Below are 23,424 nucleotides of genomic sequence, written 5' to 3' on the forward strand. Positions count from 1 at the left end.
CAATTAAAAAACTATTTAACCTGCAAATACTTGCCGGGGTTCTTTTCATCACTGATGAACCATCCCGGATTACCGTCTTTATCGCGCCCTAATTTTGCACCAGGGACGGGCGGTGCGCCCATTGCATTTGGCGCTGCTACAGCAGCCGGTGCAGGCACTGCGGCCGGTTTAGCGATATCTGTGTAAGTAGGGATGAATTCGGCAGCAACCATCTCTGATATACTTTCTTCAAATTTCGCTATGATAAAATCAACATCCGCATCGGTATGTGCATCCGTCATAAAGCAAGGAAAACCGTCCATAATATGCAGGCCTTTCAGGCGCAGGTTGGTAAATATCAATTCACTATATGGGAACTCCTCGTGATATTTAACCTTCCATAACGAGCCGAAGTTGGCCACGTACATGGGTGTTTTATATTTTACCAGTACCTCGTTCAACGCAGCGGCCAGGCGGGTTGTTTTGTCGTTTAAGCCTTGCTGTAAAGCCGGGCCGCGTTCTTTCATGTATGTTAACGAAGCTTTAACCGCCGCCAAAGCCAAAGGGTGGCGCACAAACGTACCCGCAAAGTAGGTAACACCTGCATCCGGGCTCGAGTCGTCACCAAACTGCCATGTGCCGCCGTCAAGCGCATCCATATACTCTTTTTTACCAATGATAGCGCCCACCGGCAAACCGCCACCTATAACTTTACCATAAGTACCCAGGTCGGCACGAATACCGGTTATAGCCTGCATACCACCGGGGTGCATACGGAAACCAGTAATTACCTCGTCGAATATTAATGCCGTGTTAGCTTCTGCGGTGATCGCTCTTAGTTTTTTCAAAAACTCCAGTGGCAAAAATTCAGGCCGGCGGCTTTGTACTACCTCAACCAATACCGCAGCTATTTCATCTTTGCGTTCTTCAATGATCCTGAGGGATTCATCGGTGCCGTAATCCAGTATCAACATATTCTGCACGTTCTCGGGCATAATACCGGGGGCGGCAGGCACGGTACGTAACTTTTTGGTTCCGCGCACAATCACTTCATCAATAATACCGTGGTACGATCCACTGAATGCCACAATAATGGAGCGCCCGGTAACGGTGCGGGCAATACGCATGGCACCCAAAATAGCTTCAGAACCTGTGCTGCAAAGCGCGGCACGGTCAAAGCCGGTAAAATCACAAAGCATTTTACAAACCTCACCTGCAAGCTCATGCTGCGGGCCAATTTCATAACCTTTTTCTAACTGTTCGGCAATGGCGTTCTTTAAAACATCGGGCTGGTAACCTAACATGTTCGATCCAAAGCCATTCAATGCATCTACGTATTCGTTATCGTCAACATCCCACAAACGGCAGCCTTTTGAGCGCTTAACCACAATAGGATAAACAATCTCCTTGGTCAAGGGCTTAAAGCCACTCACCACCCGTGGATCGGCCATGTACGGACGGTGTTGTTGTGTTTGCGCCTTACTGGTTTTTGTCTTCTCGCTAAAATCAATAATCAGCTGATCTAAAAAGGCCTGCTGTTTTTTGTTTAAGCCGGTAATGTGCTTATCAATTTTGGCAGTTGCGCCAAAAGGTTTTTTAATTTCTATCTGTTCCTCAGGCGTAAGATCTGGCTGTAAAGAGGCGGGTGCCACAGGTGCGGTGACTTTTTCATTAGTAACCACGGGCTTTTGTATTGGCGGGGGCTGCAAAGTTACCTGCGTTTGGCTGACTGGCATGCCACCACCTTGCAGGGTGGCTAACTGACTGGCCAATAACTGTAATTGCTGCGCTATCATGGTCATGGCGGCGTTGCCCCCGGCTGCATACACAGGTTGCTGGCCGTTCTGATAAACAGGTGGCTGATATGTGGGTTGCTGGTAAACCGGTTGCGCCTGCTCGTTCTGGTAGGCTTGCTGGGCTGCCGCAGGTGCAGCGGCCTGCTGGTATTTATCTGCCGGTAATACTTCGTCGAGGTAATTGGCTAACAAATCGAGCGTGTTATGCTCTTCGAACAGTTTCCTGAAAGTAATAGGAACGTTGAACTCTTTTTTAAGATTGGTTGCTATCTGCGTAAGCAATAAAGAGTCGAATCCAATTTCAACAAAACCAGTATCAGTACTGTCGATATCAATACCTGATGCAACTTCAAAAACCTCTTTCAGCTTTTCTATCAGTGTTGCTTTTCTATTCGCCATAATGGTTGGTGTTTCTTGTGGGAAGTATTTTGGTGTTTCTGTAGGTGCTTCAAATGGTGGGGTTAGCACGTTTATAGGCGTTACCGGATCAACCCAATAACGTTTACGGTCGAAGGCGTATGTTGGGATGTTAACCCGCAAGCGCGTTTGCCCGGCGTAAAATGCTTTCCAGTCCGGCTCAATCCCGTTTAGCCAAAGCATACCCAAAGCTTTTAAAACCGAGCCATAGGAGGTAATATCTTTTGATTCTTCTATACCCGCAATAGCGGTAAATGTTTTACCGCCCGCCTGCTGCTTAACCAGGCCTGATAATACTTTACCCGGACCAACTTCCAGAGCAACACGGCCTTCCTCTTCGGCCAGCACTTTGGCAACATAGGCAAACCTAACGGTGCTACGCAGGTGGTGTGCCCAATAGGCCGGGTCGGTAGCTTCGGCATCGGTCATCCAATTGCCGGTTATGGTTGATATGATGGGTTTAACGGGCCTGTTTAGCTGAATTGTTTTCACTACCGCCTCAAACGGCGCCACAATTGGGTCCATCATAGCCGAGTGGAACGCGTGGCTGGTTTGTAGCACCCGGGCGGCAATGCCTTTTTCGGTAAGGATTTCTACAAATTTATTTACCTCTTCGTTAGTACCGGCCGCTACTGCAGCCAGGTTGCTGTTTACTACGGCAATGGAAAGGGTATCCGGCAAGATGGCTTTCAATTCTTCTTCTGATAAGCGTACCGAAACCATGCTGCCGGTTGGTGTTTCGCTTACCATTTTAGCACGGGTTGCTATCAGTTTAATCGCATCGGGCAAGGTAAAGATTCCCGCAAAATAACCCGCAACAAACTCGCCTATGCTGTGGCCGGTTAGCACGGTCGGCTCAATGCCCCAGCTTATCCAAAGCTTAGCCATGGCGTAACTAATGATGAACAAGGCGGGCTGGGTGTACAGCGTATTTTTTAAAGCTTCCCCGGCAGCGTCATCCTTGCTGTCGTGAAATATAATATCCAGGATATTTTCCTGTTCGGTCCCTTTTAATAACACAACGCATTCATCAACGGCGGCTTTAAATACCTGTTGATGATCATATAGATCGCGCCCCATATTCAAATACTGCGCGCCCTGGCCGGGGAACATGAAGGCTACCTCAGTTGCTTTCGATCCTATTTTTTTTGATGATGAAGCGTCGGGGGCTGCATTTAATTTAGCCAATAATTCTTCCTTGCTGCCTGCCACAACAAAGCTGCGATGGTTAAAATCGGTTCGGGTTGTTTGCAGGGTGTAGGCGATGTCTGCCGGGTCGGCGCTATCATAATTGGATATATACGATGCCAGTTTATCGCGGTAGCCGTTTATGCTGTTCCCTGTTTTGGCCGACCATGTAAACAGTTGCAGATCATGACCTGCCGAGCCTTGTTTAATTTCCTGCGGATATTCCTCCAGTACCACATGTACGTTTGTGCCGCCCACGCCAAAAGAGCTTACGCCGGCGATGCGTTTCTCCGCATTCCAGTCGGTAAGTGTGGCGTTCACATAAAACGGACTACCCTCGAAATCAATATTCGGGTTTGGCCGTTCGTAAAATAAAGAAGCGGGAATCTGTTTGTTGTAAAGCGCCAGAGTGGTTTTTATGAGCCCGGCTACACCAGCAGCGGCTGTTAAGTGGCCCATATTGCTTTTTATGGAGCCGATGGCGCAATATTGGTTTTTATCCTGCGGCCCGAAAGCTATGGTAAGGCCTTCCATCTCTATCGGGTCGCCTAATTTGGTGGCGGTGCCGTGTGTTTCCACATAGCTGATATCGGCAGGAGATACACCGGCGTTTTGTATAGCCATAGCGATAGCACCAGCCTGCCCGCTTGCATTTGGCGCGGTAAAGCTACCTTTATCGCCGCCATCATTATTTACACCAACGCCTTTAATCACCGAGTAAACGGTATCGCCATCGTGAATAGCTTCTTCCAGGCGTTTCAGCAGTACTACCCCTGCCCCATCGCTGAATACGGTACCGTCCGCATCGGCATCGAAGGAACGGCAGTGCCCATCGGCGCTTAGCATAGTACCTTCCTGGTACAAATGCCCGCTGTTTATAGGCGAGGTAATTGATGCACCGCCCGCTAATGCCACATTGCACTGTCCGTTACGCAAACTTGCCACGGCTTCGGCAATGGCTAATAGTGAGGTAGAACAGGCAGAATGCACACTCACGGCAGGGCCGGTTAAGTTTAACTCGTACGCGGTGCGCGACGATACGTAATCCTTTTCGTTAAGCGTGGTTACAATAAGCGCCCCTACATTACTTATGAGGTGCTGGTTAGGTATTACATTGTTGATAAAATAGGTATTCGCTCCTGTGCCCGCAAACACCCCAACCGAACCGTTGTACTGCGACGGCAGGTGACCGGTACTTTCCAGCGCTTCCCAGGCAATCTCTAAAAATATGCGCTGCTGCGGGTCCATCAACTCGGCCGCCTTGGGGTTTAAGCCAAAAAACATCGGGTCAAATTCATCCGCTTTATCAATAACCCCACGCGCTTTAACGTAGTTTGGCGCGTATTTTACATTTGGTGGGATAAACGGGTCTATCTCGGCATCAGTAAAGAATTTTGTGGTTTCGCGGCCTTCTGCCAAAACCTGCCAAAGTTCATCAATGGTATTAGCGCCGGGGAACCTGCCCGCCATACCTATCACCGCAATATCGCCGCTGTTTGCTTTGACGGTAGATTTTGGCAGTATGGCTTTGGCCGTTTTAAGGTTGCCATCCAAATAAGCGGCAATACCCGCTATGGTTGGGTATTGGTAAAGTTTGGTAATAGGCAGGGTAAAATCCTGCGCCTTTAATTCAGTTACCGTTTTCAGGGCCAGCAAAGAGTTGCCCCCCATTTTGAAGAAATTATCGTTTACACCAACCTTATCAACAGCTAATAATTGCTGCCAAATTGCGGCAAGTATTTGCTCTGTTTTATTACGATGCGCTATATACGCGCTGTCAGTCATATCATTATGATCCGGATCAGGCAGTGCATGCCGGTCGGTTTTGCCGTTGCTTGTTAATGGCATTTGCTCAAGCGCTACCCATACGGCCGGTACCATGTAATCAGGAAGTTTTTCCTGCATATAAGCCTGCACCTGTGGTTTGCTGGCGGCATCATTGAGCACCACGTAACCAATAAGGCGTTTCATTTTCTGGCTATCATCGCGGGCCAAAACCACGCCTTGTTTTACCAAACCGCTTTGTTGTAGTACACTTTCAATTTCGCCCAGTTCGATACGGTAACCACGAACTTTCACCTGGTCGTCTGTGCGGCCAATGTATTCAATGTTGCCGTCGGGCAGCCATTTACCCAGGTCGCCTGTACGGTAAAGTTTGTCTCCGGGCTTATCACTAAAGGGATTGACCACAAATTTCTCGGCGGTCAGTTCGGGTTTGTTCAGATATCCGCGGGCGATGCCGTCACCACTAAGATAAATTTCGCCTGCCGTGCCAACGGGGCATACCAGGTAGTCGCTGTTTAAAACATATACTCCGCGGTTAGGCAATGGCTTGCCGATGGGAATAGGGTTGCGTAATTCCGCGTCGTTTATCTCATAGTTTAATGAGAAGGTAGTATTCTCTGTAGGGCCGTAACCATTTATGAGCTTAAGATCGGGATATTTATCACGGATCTTTCCAATATGCGTTTCTGATAACTTCTCGCCTCCAACAAGGGCTGCAGTAAGGCCTGCAAAAACTTCGGGACTGCTATCTGTTAACTGGTTAAACCAACTGGATGTAAACCACATGGTACTTACCTTGTGGGTGGCTATCAATTGCTGAACTTTAGCACTTTCCAGCAGATCCTTCTCCGGGCAAAACACCAGCTTTCCGCCGTTAAGCATCATGCACCAGTATTCAAAAGTGGTAGCATCAAATGACACCGACCCGGTTACCAACAGCGCATCTTTTCGCGTAAGCGATAAATAACCCATAGCATACACCAGGCTTACCACGTTACGATGGTTCACCATTACACCCTTTGGCCTGCCGGTTGAGCCTGATGTGTAAATAATATAAGCCAGATCGGTAGCAGATGGCTTTATATCCGGGTTTGCTGTAGATTGTTTAGCAATAAGGGACCGGTCATCATCAAAATTAATAACACTTGCTTTGGAGTTAGCGAACCTGCCCATATTAGCGGCGCTACTAACAATAACATTAGCTGCAGTATCTTCCAGCATGTAGCTGATGCGATCTTCCGGATATAGTGGGTCTATCGGTACATAAGCGCCTCCTGATTTTAAGATGCCCAAAATAGCCACCGTCAACTCCAATGACCGGCCAATGCATATGGGTACCAGAGTATCGGTCTTTACACCCTTTTGGACCAGGTAATGTGCCAGCTGATTAGCTTGCTGGTTAAGTTGTTTATAAGTGAGTTTTTGTTTTTCGAATACCACCGCAATGGCATCCGGCGTGGCTGCCGCCTGTTCCTCAAAAAGTTCGGTTATGCTTTTGTTAGCGGGGTAAGCCTGCTGTGTATTGTTAAATGTATGCAGAAGTTTTTGCCCTTCACCGGCGCTCATTGTACCTAAATGCTGAATATCGCCATTTGGTAAAGCGCGGCATAGTTGCCCGGTACGGTATAAGCCCTGTTGGTCGGCAGCCGCAGCATTTCCGAAGCATAGCTCGCCTGAAATGCCCCCTGCTACCTGATTAAGCTGACTATCGAGAATCAATACAGGCAGACCGGCGGCAGACTTACCAATGGCAGGAAACAGCGGACTTAAAAAAGCATCGGCCGCTGCTTCGGGTATGTAAATATTCTCAGTAAGTATATCCATTAAGAGGTATAAGGCGGCCAAATATTACTTAGCCTCAAGAAAAGCTTGTAATTGGTTTAAAATCGGGTTTAAGTTATGCATTTTTTGTGTTAAGCGCGAAACACCTTACCCTATTTTTCATTTATTTTTAGGGTGAAAAAGCAAGATAAACTCAAAAATTAGCTATTGGTTATAGCCCTTAAGTTATCAGCAACAACGCCTATACAACCATAGGCTATATAACTTTTAGTTAAATGCGTGTAGGCTTTTTACCCAGAAAAAAAATTAGGGGTAGGTAATTTGGGGTGGCTCGGTAGCCACAATTTCGGGGCGGTTTTTATGCATCTCTAAAATACCTGTAACACATAAGCGCTTGCCTTTTAGGTTGGCCCAGTCCAGCACTATTTTATTGCCTTTTACAGCAATGGTATATTTTTGATTGGGATAGTTGCCGCCCATATTGATGAGGGCAAGTGTATCGCTGAATATTTTCACGGAGTAAACCGTGTCGCACAGGGTTTTGGATTTGCCGAGGTTGTTCTTGAAATCGTCGGCATTAAAGGTTTGTGCCGATGCTTTAACGGCAAAAGCAGCAAGAAATATGACGAGGAAGAAGAATTTTTTCATAGGGTGAAGATAATAAGTAATTACAAATTGGCTGCTGTAAAAGTTGAAGAGGAAAAGCAGTGAGGCATAACATTTTGCGGCAAACTAAAATGGTTACAAATCCATTAAATTAGCAGCGAATATAAAAATGTGGTTTTTTCACTTAATAAGCATTGAGCTGATGACCGAAAAAGAAATAATAATAAATTTTTTCGAAAAAGATAATAAAAGGAAGCTGGTAGCTGAGCGATTTTATGCTGAATTGGAGAGCATGGGTATAACCCATGACATAGGAATTTGGCCGAACACACACAGGGAAGAATTTGAATTTAGGTTTAAAGAGACGGGAGAAAAGATACCCCAAAAAGTGTATGCCCTAAGTTCAAAATACGCGAAGTTGATTAATCAAACATGCGTTACCTGCGGCAAAAAAACTATTAGGCACTCGGATTTTTATTGTGGAAAATGCTTTTTGGTGTCAAAGAGTCGTTTTAATTATAATGATATAAGCGATTTGGGATTTACAGCATTTTCAAGTATAGGCTCCCTCGACTACCGCCGGGAATTTTTCTACTGGACTGCTTTTTCTTCTGCCGAGTTTATTTTCGAAGATAATTTCTATCACGGTCAGCTTCCGGAACGGGTTAATTTGAACTTGAAACAGATAAGGGTAATTCCCAACCATAGAGAACTCTTATACGATGATACGTTGACATTGTATGATAACCGCACAAACTACTACAGTTTATTAAAATGTATCCCTGACTACCTATTACTAAAACCAGACCGATCGATTAAAATCGATTTGATTGATAATTTAGATTCTTGCGAAGTATGTGGTTACAATGCAGTACTAAAAGATAACTGTTGTTTGGTTTGCGGTTTTTTTACAGGAACGGAATTGACGGAAAGGCAGATGAAAAAGCACATTAGCTTCGAACAAAAAATCAAATCACTGCAGCTCGAATACTATCAAAAAAAGCGAAACAGGTTCATATATCCTAAAAGGGAACCTGAATTTCAGAAGTCTCGCAACTACAAGCTATTGATTACGAAAGAAGAATTGAAAGAATACAATGCCAGGAGGTGATTAAACGGATTGTATTACAATAGCGGTTCTTTCAATGACATAATCAAAACCACCCCAGAATAAAAACACCTCTCAATTCTCCTCTGCGTACTTCTTGAAGTTATTCAAGATAGCCTGCCAGCCGCCGCGCTGCATTTCTACAGGGTTTGTGCTTTCGGCCTCGAAAGTTTCTACTATTTTGGTAACCTCGTCCTCGTCTATAAACGTAACACTTACCTTGCGGCCATCGGCAATTTCGTAGACAATAAGCTTATACTCATCAACTACCGAATAAACGCCCTCGAAATCAAAGCTCACACTGCCATCTTTTGCCGCCATGGTAGATGTAAATTTACCGCCCACTTGCAAGTCGTTAGTCGCTTTTGGGGTGTGCCAATCGTCGCTTGCTGCGTTCCAGTTTACGATGTGCTCGGGGTCGGTCCACAAGCTCCAAACTATCTCTACGGGTGCGTTTACGGTTGCTTCTACGGTTATCTGCGTGGGGTTTGCCATATCTGTTGGTATAATTTAAGGGTAAAGGTAAATGATATTGAATAAAGAAGCCGCAGGTATTTTGCCTTATTAGTGATGGGCAAGCAATTCGCGGGCGGCTCTGGCGCTGTGCAGCGGTTCGAGCTTTTGGTATAGTAGGGCCGGCTGGAAAGGTTTCGACAAATAATCGTGCATGCCGGCTGCCTTTATCTTGCTGTGGATATTATGCGATACGGATGCCGTTAAGGCAATGATAGGCACGGATGATTTAACCGGATCGGCCAGCTGCCTGATGTGTGTGGTTGCTTCGTAGCCATCCATAATGGGCATGTGCAAATCCATCAGCACCACATCGAAATCATCTGCTATGAGTTTTTCTACAGCCTCGGCCCCGTTACGTGCCAATACCGAGCGTGCGTTCCACTTGGTGAGCAACTTAACCAATAATAAAGCATTGATAGGATTGTCCTCGGCTATGAGTATGTTGAGCCCCTCCAAACTGCTGTTCATGGCAGTATGGATAGACGCCGGCACCACCTTACCTTTGTGCAGGTTGAAATCTATAGCAAAGGAAAACTCAGACCCCTCGCCGGCACTACTTTTCAGCAAGATATTGCTGTTGAAAAGCTTTAGCAGCCGTTTTACGATGGCCAGGCCCAGCCCTGTACCGCCATAGTGGCGCGTGGTATCTGCCGATGCCTGGGTAAATGGGTCGAAGATTGCTTCCTGCCGGTTGTCGGCTATGCCAATACCCGTATCCCTAACCGAAAAATACGTGGCTACGCTCTGCTCATCGGCTTGGGTAACGTGCAGCTTAACACTTACCCCGCCACGTTCTGTAAATTTAAGGGCATTGCCCACCAGGTTATATATAATTTGGGTAAGGCGCGTCGGGTCGGTAACCACCCATTTATCTTTCAATTGCTCATCAACATCCATAGTTAGCGTAAGGCCCTTTTCGGCGGCCTTTTGCTGTAGGCCAAGGCATACGCGGTGCATCAACACCGGCAGGTTAACAGGTATGGCTTCCAGCTCTATCCTGTCGTTTTCGCTTTTATTGTAATCCAGTATATCGTTAACCATCGTAAGCAGGCTCTGCGCCGAGAACTCCAGGATATCGAGGTTTTCGGTTTGTTCGGTAGTTGCGGTATCACGCACCAGGCTGGCCATGCCCAATACGGCGTTGAGCGGGGTACGCAACTCGTGCGACATGGTAGATAAAAACACAGAGCGCGAATCGGCCAGGGCCTTGGTCTCGGCCACGGTGGCCTGCAATTGCCTGTTCAGTTCCTCCTTCTCGTTCACGTTATCCCTAAAGGCGCAGTAGAAAAGGTAATGTATCAACAGCATGGTTACGAAGTTCATGGCTACGATAGCTTCGAAACCCGGCGAAGGAAGCTCCTGAGGGATAACATCCATGTGCCAGTTGTTGCGGCCGGTAGCTGCCAGGTAATACATTATCGGCAAAATAGCCAACATGCTGTAAATTACCGCGTAACGGCTATCTATAAGATAATAGCCCACAAACGTTACCATAAAGGTAAACTGTATGGTAATGAGGTTGATGCTCTGCTGGAAGAAGAAAACGTTGGTCCATACCGCTGCGATGCCTGTCAACACGATAAAATGGGAGATGATGTTAATGTATTGCGGTTTATAAAGCAGGCATTTGGCAAGCAAAAGGTAAAAGAAAAACACGAAAACCACCCGGTAAAGCTGATGATCGTGTATGCGGGTAATTACCATTGGCAGCAACACCAGTACCTTAAGCAGAGAAAGCAGCAAGATGGTATAAACGATTTTTATCCTCGCCTTTTTTAAGGTATCGGGCTCTTGTGCTAATACCTTTTTCAGGGAGAAATTCAAAAAAGGTATTTGAGCATCCATGAGTATCAGTTAAGGTTGATAGTGGCGGCGTTTATTTAAACGCTAATTTATAAAAACATCCAACAAATTCCTTATTATCAGCGTTAAAGCGTTTTAACCGAGAAATTTTTTTTCGTATGACGTATTTATACCGCTAATAACGATAAATAGTTACAACTAATTACGTGTTGCACTTTATATAGCCACCTTGTTACAAAGCGTGGGCTAGGCGGCGCCGGGCTGCTAGGATAAGCCCATTGCGGCTCAAGCCACCAAGTGTTCCACTTTGAATGCGGAACAGTATTTTTCAAATAGTTATTGATTATCAAATAGTTGCAGTTTTTGGTGGAACACTTTGGAACATCCCCATTGTTTAAGTAAACTATGCAATAAATTCGGCATTAGATACTTAAAGAAAAACTGCAAAAACAAGCAAAACACTTTTTGGGGCGAAAGCGGAACACTTTGAATTGCAAAACGCATCAAAAACAATCCGGATAATTACCATTCGCGGTAAAGAATATGCATATTGCGTAAACCAATCCAAAAAACCACAATGATTGCTAAAGGCAGCTGGCAAGGCTACTATCAATTCGACAATAAAGCCCACGAAAGCATGCGTGGCCATAAACAGACCTACTTCGGCATCGACATCGTTAACGTTTACGGTAACCAGTTCAGCGGCACAGTGCAGGACGACCTTGCAAGCGGCGGCACCGAAGGCATCGGAGAAATTACGGGTACCGTTGACGGCAGCAGGGTTGAATTCGTTAAGCAAATGCCAGTGATGACGGTGCTCCGCGCCGATGGAACACGCCAAACATTTAATAAAAAACACCGTAAAATATACTATTCCGGCGAGCTATCTGCCGACGGGAAAAGCATCAGCGGCCAGTGGAGATTTAAATTCGGGTTCCTTTGGATAGGGATTATCCCTATACCCATGGAATCTTCCAAGGGTACCTGGGCCATGAGCTTTAAAGGATAATTTTTGAATATCATTGACACCATAAACCATAACCACCATGCTTACCGCCATCAACCCGAAACTACCCATGCGTAATAAAGCCATTACGCGTCAATTCTATATAGATAAGCTTGGTTTTACCCAATTCGGGGGCGATTACCCGGAATACCTGATGGTGGAAAAGGACAATATCCAAATTCATTTTTTTCTATTCGAAGATCTCGACCCCAAAGAGAACTACGGACAGGTGTACATCCGCACGGACGATATCGAGGCGTTTTACGAACTGGCCAAAGCCAATGGCGCAAGCGTTACCGCATTGGAATACAAACCCTGGATGCAAAGGGAATTTGCTATCCACGACCCGGATAATAATTTGCTGACGGTGGGGCAGAGTATGGGGTAAGTACTTTGAGTATTCGAACGTAGCGGCCGTGTCCGCGTGGCTATTCGACTCCCCCCCCGCCCCCTCTCTCGTTCCGAAAGAGGGGGAGAAATTGGGGATTTTTTCTTTTTTCTTCACCCTCTTTGCGCAGCAGAGAGGGTCGACGCCCGCGTATTGCGGGCCGTCGGGGTGAGTCAAATCTTGGGGCGATAACAATTACCAACAGAGTAATTCCTTGCAATTATGCTCAAAAACACCTTCGTTTTTCTGCGTTTTTCTTTGATTTTTCAGGGTTTTTAGTCGATAAAATGGCTTAAATCTACTGTTTTGGGAGTGGATTTTTAACGAATATGGATGTAAAACCGGAGCGTTTTCGTCGTATTAGTGTTCCAAAAAACCTTTTGCGGAACGCTAAAAAATGCCTACTGACGCAGTAGTGTCACCATTTCCCTGCCGTTGTTTGGCTAACTTGCATCATAATCAAATTTTTATGAGCATTAAACCAACGGACGAACCGCTATTTGAGCGCCCGCCGGAAATTGAACTGATGCGTTCGCAGTCGCGAGGAATACCCCTTACCGCGAAACAGCGCAAGCTACTACAGCAACAGGAGGCCCGCACCATAACCGACGACGAAGCCTTTATCATCAAAAAAGCCGACGACTGGCTACACCTCCCTCCCGGCGAACCCACTGCAGGCGATATGCTTTTTGGCGACCTGTGGTTTAAAGGCGAACTGTGCATCCTTTTTGCCGATACCAATGTGGGGAAATCCATCCTGGCAGTGCAGTTAGGCGATGCCATCAGTCGCGGCGAGGGCTTGGGCGATATGCCGGTGCAGCAGGAGCCCCAACCTGTGCTGTATTTCGATTTTGAGCTGAGCGCCGCACAGTTTGCCAAGCGCTATACCGGGCCCGATGGCCAAATGCACCGCTTTTCCCCAAATTTCTACCGCGTTATCATCAATCCCGCTGCCAGCCGCGAGCGCAAGTTTGCCAGCTATCACGATTACCTCATCAACTCCTTCGAGAATATCATCGTCAGCACCGGCTCGCGCACCATCATCATCGATAACATTACCGCCCTGCGCAGCAGTACCGAAAGCACCGCCGCCGCTGTAAAACTCATGCGCAGTCTCAACCACATCAAAAACCACTGGGGGCTTTCTATACTGGTACTGGCGCATACGCCCAAGCGTAACCCCGCCCGGCCCATCACCCGCAACGATCTGCAAGGCAGCAAAATGCTCATGAACTTTGCCGACAGCGCATTCGCTATCGGCGAAAGCCAAAGCAGCCCCGGCCTGCGCTACCTTAAGCAGGTAAAACAACGCAGCAGCGGTTTGGCTTTCAGCGCAGGCATGGTAAAGTTTTGCCGCATCGTAAAGGCCGGCAGCCTGCTCCAATTCGCGTTCGAGGGCCAGGGCAGCGAAACCCCTCACCTACAAACCCAAACCATCCTTCAGCGCAGAGCCACCGATGCGCAGATCCTCCAACTGCACGCCGAAGGCCACAGCGTGCGGCAGATAGCCGGCCGGTTAAATTGTGCGCAGACAACGGTGTTTAGGGTGATAAAGAGGGGGGAGAAGAGTTAGGACGATGTGCGGATTTCAGATGTGTTTGAAAAGCAAGGGCAGTGGTTCTTTGGTTGCGACAGTCCCGCTATACGCTGCAAGCCGCTGATAGAAGCGGGCTTTACGCTGCTATCGGGTTTATGACCGAACGGACTATGCTCCGAAAGGCCGGCCTAGTCAAGCGTTTACGCCTTACTTTGGCTATTGGTAACCGCCCGCACTTGCTGTATTACGTGGCAACGTGGACGCTGAAAACTTGCATCATTCAGGCGGGACGCCTGAACGGGCGGGTAATATTTTTGCAACAACGAGTTAATTATTCTTCTTCATTTGGGTGATATTCAAAGTCCCAATCATCAAAATCATCAACGTTTACTTTCAATAAATTTCGTTTGAAACAATTATCCCTTAAAACGTGGTGCAACAGTTTCATAAAAGCGGGATGCTTTTCAATTTTGTCAAAATCAATAATATTGATGATAGGTTTGGTTGTTTGCGCGATAAAGGGCAATATTGCGCTGAGTGAATCTAATTTATGATATTCCAGACCCTCATATCTTCTAACTTTGATATTGAAATGGCCGGTTTGTCCGTCAATTTCAAGGTCGTAACAAGTCAGTCCTTCTACTGGCAGTAATTCCATTCTAAATTTGACACGATTGAATTCCTTATCTTCCTTATAATGATCAACTTGCTCCCAAAAACGATTTGGTTCAAATTGTAATTCTTTTATTAAACGGGTACAATTACCCAGGAACTGCACTTCGCCACAAATAATTTCAAATCCTGGCGCCGATGTTCCATCATCATATTGCGTGTAGGATGCGCTGAAATTAAAAAGACACCTGAATTTATTATACTTCGTTTGTGCAAATGTCTGAAACAAAGCAATCTTCATAATAATTACCGTAAGGGTTTTCTGGGCTTCCTGTGGCATTTTCGGCAATAATATATCGCTATATGGTATATCGCGGTACTGTTTTTTGGCGTTTTGATTTTGAGATTCAAGTTTAGAAATCAGCGTTTCAAGTCTTTTAATTTTTTCATCTAATTCGATTCCGGATGCCTTTACCGCTTCTTTTAAGTGCGGGAAGTAATGATTACGGATAGATGGAAATTCAGATAATTTCCCTTGTATATCATCCCAACTGAAAAAAATAACATTTATGCCGTGAGTCCGACTTGCATCCATACAGGCATTTTGAATGGCTATATGTTTTTTTGTGGTCGTTGCAAAATATAGGCGGTCGATTGCATGCGGAAAACCTTCAATTTTTTTCAGGGTCTCAGATAAATCCAATAATAATTCTTTGATAACCGAATTTTGACTCCGGTGAATATCTTTTTTCTTTGCTTGGACTGCGATTTTTAAACCTGGGCTATATACATCAATGCCGTGTTGAATATGCCCCTTAGAACCATATTCTTCAAATGTCTTACTATTATATATGGCATTAAATAGGTCCTTTAGAAATGTTTGGAACTTGTACTCTTCCGCTAAGGGTTCATATTGATAGTTCATATTACAGCTTTAGTGCACTGATTTAACTGGAAAGTAAGTAAGTGATAACGGTTGGCCGCCTAGGTCATTTTATTAATTACTTCGTAATTTATTATTCTTCAAAATGAATTGATATAGATTTTCGGTGATTATTTTTAGTTTATCCGATTTCAAAAGGTCATCCCAAACAAAAGTCTTATTCAATATACTTTTATGGACATAATCTGCCAGCCATTTTTTATATTTTGGGCTCAACGTTCCTCCACTTTCAGCCCTGATTTTACGGAAGCCTTTCCCATATTTTATTTTCTCATGAAAATGATTTCCCAATTTTAGTGAATGGTCGATAGGAAACAGGACTGATGCATCTTCATCTGAAAGCCCCAACTCATCTATGAGAAATCCTTTTAAAACCTTATCTGGCAGCAGGTTTTCAATTTCCGGCAGTTCGGTCTTGTAATATTCAAAATTTGGTTTAGAGATATTTTCAAAAAACTTATGCTTTTCTGCGTTAAAATCAGAATCCGCTAATAGAAAGACGTTGGCATTAATAAAGAAAGCTTCAATCTTGTTTTTCAAATCATCCTCCCTGTCTTCGTTTATACTCTTTTGTTCTTTATATTGATGATCGAATTCATAGTGAATTAAATTTTTTCCACCATATTCAATAAAAGAATAATGCAGCCCTTCGAGCGGTTTAAAATCTTTCTCACTTTTGGTTTTGCAAAAAGCATACAAAAAAGCCTGAAGATAAAATCTATCAGTCACGCCCTCTACCCATATACTACAATTACTAATTAATACGGATGTATTTAAAACCCCTAATTTTTCAAGTGTATGATATTCATTACCGTTAAATGATTGAATATTTGTAGAGTGCATATCCCGCCGACTGAAAACAAGTATTTCCGCGCTATCAGGCCCCAATAAGGCACCAGATAGAACGTGATTTGAATGTGTATTTATAAAAAAACGAAGCTTTTTGTTAAGAATAAATTCATTGGCCGATAGTGTTTGCATCAATAAATTTTGATAACCGGGATGCAAGTGATTTTCTGGTTCATCAATAAATATCCATGAACCATCGTCAGCGGTAAATACTGGAAAGAGCAAGTTTACAATGGCTTGTATCCCATCCCCCAAATCATAAATAGATACATCCTCTAATTCTCCCGGCAGGCTTATTTTTATATTTCGCTCATCTTTTTTCTCAGTTTGATGAGCAACTATATGCAGGTCATCCGAATTAAAGAACACCTGTCCAACAAATTTTTCAAATGCTGCAAAATCACGGCTTTGTTTACGCGTGCCGTTTCTGGCCAACCCAATTTTTTCAAAAAGCATCAAGCCAGTTTCAATCTTTAATTTACCGGTAGGGTTACTGAAATGTTGTTTTAAAATTGTCTCCCCGTAGACATCTCCCAAAAAACCTCCGATCATTCGGGATGTACGCAAAACAGGTATATAAACGAGCGATTTGTCAAGCCGTTCAAACTTCAGCTTTTTGACAAGCCACATATAGTCCCTTACTCGTTCAATAATTGATCTTTTAAGGTCAAAATCGGTTATGCCATCATACATGGTTGAAGATACCATGTATCGAACTTCGTTTACATTAGTTGGTGAAAAACTTGTTGGTTTTTCAGTTGGTAAACCTGTCTGATTTAATCGATCGAATATCCAAAGTAAAACTTCACAAACATGAAGGGTTTGAAAAGCTATGGTTTGAAGCGCTTTGAAGTTATCCTCTACGGCCAGCCCCGCTAAAGACTCACTGATGTTTGCAACACTTATCTTTAATCTGTTAAAGTCTATCTGGCTATCATTATTAAAATATTCTTTTATAGCTGTATATCGCTGTTCAGGATTAGTGGTTTCATGGAACTGAAATTGAAACAATCTCTCGGCCATTGCTTCTTTTCCTTGTTTTTCCAAATCGCCAAAAATTAATTCGCTCTTGAAATAAGCTTCATTAAGCTCGGGTGCCCCATCTAAAAGCACATTATGCTCTTGGCTAATGATGTTTCTGAGAAACCTGCTTTTTCTTGTGTTATTCGAACCAATGATGATGTTGATATCTTTAATATTACCTAAAAATCTGGCAATAGTATTTCCAACATAGTACTCTTTCTGGTTAACTAATCTTAAATATTTCATTGCGAGATGCGGGCAGGTTTAGTAAACTGATATAATATTTAAAGTTATATTAATATTTAAAAAAGACGTATATATCAATTTCGTCGCCGGGTCTCTCAACAGAGGACCCAGTGGCACAGATGCAGTCCCAACGAAGTGGCCACTCAGCACCAATAATCCCGGTAATCAGTAATGTTTACAAACTCGTGCTGTTGATGCTTTCGACGGCCGTTTGGTGCGCAGGGTCCTTTTTAAGAGACCCTGAGAGAGACATCAAATATACTGCTGGACAGGAACTAAATATTTTTGCAATTCTTGGTTTCTGTTTAAGTCAATCAAAGAATCATCCAATAATTCGATAAATGCTTTTTTATCCATTTGCGTTATGTGGAACATTATTAAGATTATCCTTAGATAATTAATTATAATCAGGGCAAAATCATCTTTATTCCCGTAGAACGACAGAATACGATTGTTGGTTTTGCTGTCAATGACATCGCCGTGAGCAAACTTACTTCTAATTGCATATGCCTCCTTTAAGTCCTTTCTAACTTGTAATGCATTAAAACCAAAAAACTGTAATAATTTGCTTACCCTTGTTTGCATCTTAAATGATAACTCAGTTGTGCTGTCGGATATCAATGCTTCAATCCCCATAACAACATTGGCAATTCGCCTTTCAATCTTGACGATTTCTAGCAGTGACTCGTTATAGCGCTCAAAACCAATGGAAATAAAATCGACAGGCGTTACCTTTGATAATTGCTTTTTAGTCATTCTAAGTTTGGAAATAAGGCTTATAAGCCCCTGTTCTTTCTCTCTTTTTAAATAGTATTTTTTCCACTCTGGCAAATTATACAATGTAGAGCCTTCACCACCAATAGTGTTGTTAACTATCCTGTCCGACGATAGCTTATATCTTATTTGCTTAATGCTTCCAACCGCGAATAGTATTAGTATCCGAACGTAGTCATCTAGCATCTGTTGTAGGACTAAACTCGAGTCGTCTTGAGTTGATAGATTTATTTCTAATATGCAACTGTGTGTTGACCAAGAAAAAGAACCGCTCATATCGACAGGTTTGGGTTCTTCCAATTCCTCTACAGTAGCTCTTCGTAAACACGCAAATTCGTCTAAAAAAACGCAATTAGACTCTAAAACAAGCCCGTTTATATCAGCGATAAGTTTCGCATTATATGGTTCATTGTTAAGATCGCGTATGAAATTCGAAAGAATAGTTTTGTTTTCGTTATCAGGTTTTTGTTCTAATGCATTGGAAACTACCGCTCGACTAAAACTCAATAATGCTTTGTTAGCATCTGTATGCTTAATGGAATTTAATACGTTCAAAGCGTTTTGATACTCTATCCTTTGAAGTAAAAATTCGCTAATCTTATGAATTGTCCACATCCAGTAGGGTTTGTCTACGTAAACCAATGTACCGCTCTCCCTAATTATTCCGTTTGGAGTATAGTTGAATTGGTCATACTTCCAATACGCCATTTTTTCGATATGGCATTTTATAGTTCCTGCTCGAAGACCATCATGAACCACGTTTTTTATGTATAATATCAACTCTTCTAATCTTTCTACGAGTAATGCTTGGTTCTCTAACATATAAAACTTATGGGTTGAATAAAACAGTAATAAATCTTATTCTTGTAATTGAATATAAAAATATACTGTAAGTTCTTAAAAAAAGAAATAGGATCTTAGATGATTCGGAAGAACCGTATTTTTCCGAATCATCAATAGTAAATATAACGTTTTATAACTTCTAAAGGATTAAAACATAGCTACTCAACCAAATAACTGAAACGAACACTTCAGCCTGTGGTCGGTGTTATCACCGCACCACTACCAGATCACTTCGAAAACGAACAATTTGTTATATTGCGCAATGCAACAAGGCATAGAATTTTTTACCGCCACCTGCCTAAACTGGCAAAACTTATTGCTTGCCGAAGAACGTAAACAAATTGTGCTTAACAGCCTAACGTATTTGGTTACCAATAAACGTATATGGCTTTATGGCTATGTTATTATGCCTAACCATGTCCACATCCTCTGGTGCAAACAACCCGAATGGCTCGATAAAAATGTTCAACAACATTTTGCAAAATTCACCGGTCAGCAGTTTAAATTTTCGTTGATAAATAACGGCGAGGATTTAAGCAGTTACAAAAGCACCCAAAACGACAGGGAATACCAATTTTGGGAACGCCGCCCTTACAAAGCGACCATGTATAACAGGATTGTATTGGAACAAAAGCTGGACTATATTCATCATAACCCCGTTAAAGCAGGATTATGTTTGTTACCGGAGGAGTATAGGTATTCGTCGGCTGGGTACTATATTTTGAACACACCAAATGAAATGATAACGCACTATATGGATCATATTTAAAGCATCCCGGAGGTGGTGCGGTGATAACACCGACCACAGGCTGAACACCGAACACAGGCTGAAACAGTTAACATTAAGGCTTGGCATCAAAAACTAATTGTTGATTTAAGGTGACCTTCTACTCTCCGACGGTGAGAGTCATTGGAAAATCCGAAACTTTCGATCTAACCGGTAAACCCTTTATTAATGCAGGATTCCAATTAGGTAACATTTTCAAAATTCTGACTGTTTCTTCTTCGAGGCCATAGCCAATCGTTGCTGAAAATGTGATATTACTGATACTTCCGTCCTTTTCTAAAACGAAATTTATGATTTGCTTACCCTTTGCACGATTTTTTACTGCTGCTTGCGTGAAGCGAAAATTTTTACCGAATAGCTGATAAATTTTTACGCTGCCTCCGGGAAATTCAGCTATTTTGTCAACTTGACTATTATTATAGATAGTTGTGTCTTTTATTAAGCTGTCAACATTTTGTGCCTTAAGTGAACTAAATGACAATAACACCCCCAATAAAAGGACGAAAGATTTAGAAATGTATGCCATGGACAAGATTTATATTTTTCTCGAAATTAGTAATAAATTGCATATTCATAAGCTGTATCTTGCCTTTATATAAAGTGCAAACAGAACCATATTTCAGCATTTCCTCCCCTTGACTGGCGCTAGTATGCAGCGCGGGCTAGTCGGGCAAAGGCGTACTAGTGCCTTGCCACACGCAAAGAGCGGGTTTAGTTTCAGATGTACTCAATTTTTCCGCCATTGTTAGTGTTATCACCAATAACGCCCGGATGTATTATTTAATTGGCTGAATGCCGGCCTCACCGATTACCAAGTATTTGCAATCAATTCGGTTTATTCCGCCCTTGTTGGTGTTCGTGGTGCCCAGCCCTTGTTGGTGTTGTCGCCAAACAAGCTGATGCCGTTTCGGGACGGTATCTCCTTCATAAAATAAAAATAACGCCGTTGGTCACAAGACCAACGGCGGCGTAAAAATCTGTTACAAGATATATTTATAGTATTTGTTATAGCCGGTTCTGCTCATCCGTTTTTCCCTTCGCTTCTTTACCTTTCAGCTTTACATTGCCGAGGTTATATCTAAAACTAATGCGGAAACTTTGCGTATCGCCGTAATATGTGAAATAGTTGTGCTGATCAGCATAATCCGAAGTAACCTTCAGGCGCTCACCGCGATAAACGTCATTGACCATTAGGGATACTTCCGCCTGGTTATGAAATAATTTTTTGCGGGCGCTGAAACCCAGGCTGCTCATGCCACTTACTTTGGCTGGTCCCTGTACGCCGGCTGTATAAAAGCTAAAGTTAATGCCGGCAGTAAGGCCGTGTGTTTTATCTAATGTGAACTGGTTATCTATTGCGCCATTGAAAGTTAAGGCATGATTGCGATACAGGCCGCCGGAGAGAAGAATGAAATTGCTTTCGACATAGGCAGCGCCGGGGTTTAGGTCGATGCCCCACCAGGATGCGGGTTGCAGGCTGGTGCTAAGGTCGATACCGTAGGCGTTATTCCTCGGGATATTCGTTACTTTCTGGATCAGGGTGTTGGTGGCGTTATCCTGTACCGGTAGCTGGGTGGTTGGATTCTTATCGCCCATATAATACAGCGTGGCATTGTATTTCTCCTTGAACGTGTACAGCAGGCTAATTTGGTCGCTAAGCGCCGGTTTCAGTTTTGCATCGCCTATCAGGTAAGAGTTAGGTGTGAAATAAGATTTGGAGGGGTTGAGATAACTATACTGGGGCCGGGTGATCCTTTTACCATAGGTAAGCCCCAACTGGTTATTGGCGTTGATCTTATTCTGCACAAACAATGTTGGGAATAGGTTTAAATAATCCTGGCTGTTTATTTCCTGCGGGTGTACGGATCTCCCGTCAATATTGGAGTACTCTCCACGTAACCCTGCCTTAAAACTCCAGTTGCTGATGTCTTTGTTTAGACTAATATAACCTGCGGTAACCGACTCTTTATAATTAAATACATTGCTCAATTCCGGATAATTCACCAGCCCGGCAACGCTCTCAATCTGAAAATCCAGGTTATTGTCTGCTCTCACTTTGCTGAATTTGACACCGGCTCCAAGGTTGAAAGCCTTGCTCTCCTTGCTGTAATCCGCCTGTGCAGAGAAAAGGCGGATGTGCTGCACGTTATCGGTGAGGAAACGGTTAAAACGCTTATCGGCGACATAGTTACTGGTTTTTACATCCTGACTGGTATTGTTTTTATAATTGGTGTAGTCGGCAGCCGCGCTGATCTTTTCTTTGGCACCGAAAGCATGTTCGTACACGAGATTTACATCGGTATTCGTATTCGGTGTCAGTCGGTAGTTTTGCGTGGTAAAGCTATTTTTAAAGCCATCGCCGGTAACATAAATATCCGTTGGCACGCTGTAAAGCGCATGGTTCTTTTTAGCGATATAACCATCTACACCTACGCTCAGTTTATTCAGGCGATCAATGTCAAAATCCAGTCCGGCCCGGTAATTATGTTCTGCATCGCGGTAATTTTTGCGGTGCAGAACATCTACCCATATTTGCTTCTGCACTGGATATTGGGTTACTTCTTTGATCTCATTATAATATATACCCTTGCCAAGGCTGTAGCTGCCGAAGAGCGATAACTTACCGGTTTTATAATACTGGCTGGTGCTGATGTTTTGCTTCGCATAAATCCCCTGCTGATAGCTGGTGCTAATGGAGCCTTTGTAGCCTGCTTTTGTATTGGTCTTCATTTTGATATTGATCACTGCGCTGCCGGAGGCTTCGTATTTGGCAGGTGGATTAGTAATAACCTCGACCGATCTGATATCGCCGCCGTTGGTGCCTTCCAGCATAGCCTTTAGTTCTTCGCCCGACAAGTAAACCTTTTTATCATTGATGGTAACTAAAATATTCTTGCTGCCTCTGATGGACAACTCGCCGCCGCCGGACTGTACGCCAGGTGCGCGTTTGACGATCTCCCAGGCATTTGTTGTGGAAAGAACGGTATTTTCAACGTTGAACTCCGTTCGGTCGATCTTGTGAGTAACAGTGGGTTTTTTAGCGGTGATGACCACTTCGTTAAGTTGTGTCAGGTCTTTGTTTAGCAAGATCGTTTCCAACACGATGTCTTGATTCAGGACAACTTGCTGTGAAATAGATTTGAAGCCGACAGTTTTTATTTTTAACACATAGCTGCCTTTTTTCAAAGCTTCAAATGAAAACACACCGGCAGAATCGTTCAGGGTGCTTTGCCTGATGGTGGTATCTGCGGCGTTTTGAACAGTGATGGTTGCATAGGATACAGGCTGATGAGCGGCATCCTGCACCTTGCCAGATAGTTTGAACGTTTGTGCCTGTAAAGTGACGGGGATAACCAGAGCGATGATTAATATGAACTTATACATAATAAATTGATTTAAGGCAAAAGTGTGGTGTTGAATGCCTGATTTTGGTTAA

Annotated in this window: 14 protein-coding genes; 5 read left to right on the forward strand and 9 right to left on the reverse strand. The window is 43.8% G+C overall.

The features are described from left to right. Positions 1-11: 11 nt before the first annotated feature. Positions 12-6,989, reverse strand: coding sequence for an amino acid adenylation domain-containing protein (locus tag AC1DYT_RS24125; protein WP_477472058.1), 6,978 nt, complete (start codon positions 6,987-6,989; stop codon positions 12-14). 264 nt (positions 6,990-7,253) lie between these two features. After that, positions 7,254-7,595 carry a hypothetical protein gene (locus AC1DYT_RS24130; RefSeq protein WP_477472059.1) on the reverse strand — a complete coding sequence of 114 codons (342 nt, stop codon included), beginning with the start codon at positions 7,593-7,595 and terminating at the stop codon, positions 7,254-7,256. A 160-nt stretch (positions 7,596-7,755) separates the two neighbouring features. Between AC1DYT_RS24130 and AC1DYT_RS24135 the strand changes: the two genes are divergently transcribed. After that, complete coding sequence (locus AC1DYT_RS24135; protein ID WP_477472060.1) at positions 7,756-8,664, forward strand: hypothetical protein; 909 nt, start codon at positions 7,756-7,758, stop codon at positions 8,662-8,664. 72 nt (positions 8,665-8,736) lie between these two features. Here the strand turns inward: AC1DYT_RS24135 and AC1DYT_RS24140 are convergent, their stop codons facing one another. Both AC1DYT_RS24140 and AC1DYT_RS24145 read right to left on the reverse strand, forming a co-directional pair. Then, on the reverse strand, positions 8,737-9,156 hold the full coding sequence (locus AC1DYT_RS24140) for an SRPBCC family protein (RefSeq protein WP_477472061.1): 420 nt from the start codon (positions 9,154-9,156) through the stop codon (positions 8,737-8,739). A gap of 69 nt (positions 9,157-9,225) precedes the next feature. Continuing rightward, entirely contained in the window at positions 9,226-11,022 is a 1,797-nt protein-coding gene (locus AC1DYT_RS24145) for an ATP-binding protein (RefSeq protein WP_477472062.1), read from the reverse strand. A gap of 535 nt (positions 11,023-11,557) precedes the next feature. Between AC1DYT_RS24145 and AC1DYT_RS24150 the strand changes: the two genes are divergently transcribed. From AC1DYT_RS24150 to AC1DYT_RS24160, 3 genes are all read left to right on the forward strand, one after another. Then, complete coding sequence (locus tag AC1DYT_RS24150) at positions 11,558-11,989, forward strand: hypothetical protein (protein ID WP_477472063.1); 432 nt, start codon at positions 11,558-11,560, stop codon at positions 11,987-11,989. Between the two features lie 37 nt (positions 11,990-12,026). Beyond that, positions 12,027-12,374 carry a bleomycin resistance protein gene (locus AC1DYT_RS24155; RefSeq protein ID WP_477472064.1) on the forward strand — a complete coding sequence of 116 codons (348 nt, stop codon included), beginning with the start codon at positions 12,027-12,029 and terminating at the stop codon, positions 12,372-12,374. A gap of 469 nt (positions 12,375-12,843) precedes the next feature. Further along, positions 12,844-13,947: an AAA family ATPase gene (locus tag AC1DYT_RS24160; protein ID WP_477472065.1), complete on the forward strand. Its 1,104-nt coding sequence runs from the start codon at positions 12,844-12,846 to the stop codon at positions 13,945-13,947. A 295-nt stretch (positions 13,948-14,242) separates the two neighbouring features. Here the strand turns inward: AC1DYT_RS24160 and AC1DYT_RS24165 are convergent, their stop codons facing one another. The 3 genes from AC1DYT_RS24165 to AC1DYT_RS24175 form a co-directional block, all read right to left on the reverse strand. After that, positions 14,243-15,448: a hypothetical protein gene (locus AC1DYT_RS24165; protein ID WP_477472066.1), complete on the reverse strand. Its 1,206-nt coding sequence runs from the start codon at positions 15,446-15,448 to the stop codon at positions 14,243-14,245. Positions 15,449-15,520: 72 nt separating this feature from the next. Next, the gene (locus AC1DYT_RS24170) at positions 15,521-17,584 is read right to left on the reverse strand and encodes an ATP-dependent nuclease (protein WP_477472067.1); all 2,064 of its coding nucleotides are present in this window, start codon (positions 17,582-17,584) and stop codon (positions 15,521-15,523) included. Between the two features lie 252 nt (positions 17,585-17,836). Next, on the reverse strand, positions 17,837-19,180 hold the full coding sequence (locus AC1DYT_RS24175; protein ID WP_477472068.1) for a hypothetical protein: 1,344 nt from the start codon (positions 19,178-19,180) through the stop codon (positions 17,837-17,839). Positions 19,181-19,463: 283 nt separating this feature from the next. Between AC1DYT_RS24175 and AC1DYT_RS24180 the strand changes: the two genes are divergently transcribed. After that, positions 19,464-19,970: an REP-associated tyrosine transposase gene (locus tag AC1DYT_RS24180; protein ID WP_477472069.1), complete on the forward strand. Its 507-nt coding sequence runs from the start codon at positions 19,464-19,466 to the stop codon at positions 19,968-19,970. A gap of 118 nt (positions 19,971-20,088) precedes the next feature. On the opposite strand, the gene AC1DYT_RS24185 is transcribed toward AC1DYT_RS24180, so the two are convergent. Next, positions 20,089-20,514 carry an energy transducer TonB gene (locus AC1DYT_RS24185; RefSeq protein ID WP_477472070.1) on the reverse strand — a complete coding sequence of 142 codons (426 nt, stop codon included), beginning with the start codon at positions 20,512-20,514 and terminating at the stop codon, positions 20,089-20,091. Positions 20,515-20,993: 479 nt separating this feature from the next. Next, on the reverse strand, positions 20,994-23,372 hold the full coding sequence (locus AC1DYT_RS24190) for an outer membrane beta-barrel family protein (protein WP_477472071.1): 2,379 nt from the start codon (positions 23,370-23,372) through the stop codon (positions 20,994-20,996). Positions 23,373-23,424 lie beyond the last annotated feature (52 nt).

It is taken from the genome of Mucilaginibacter sp. P1_D10 (assembly GCF_056406215.1).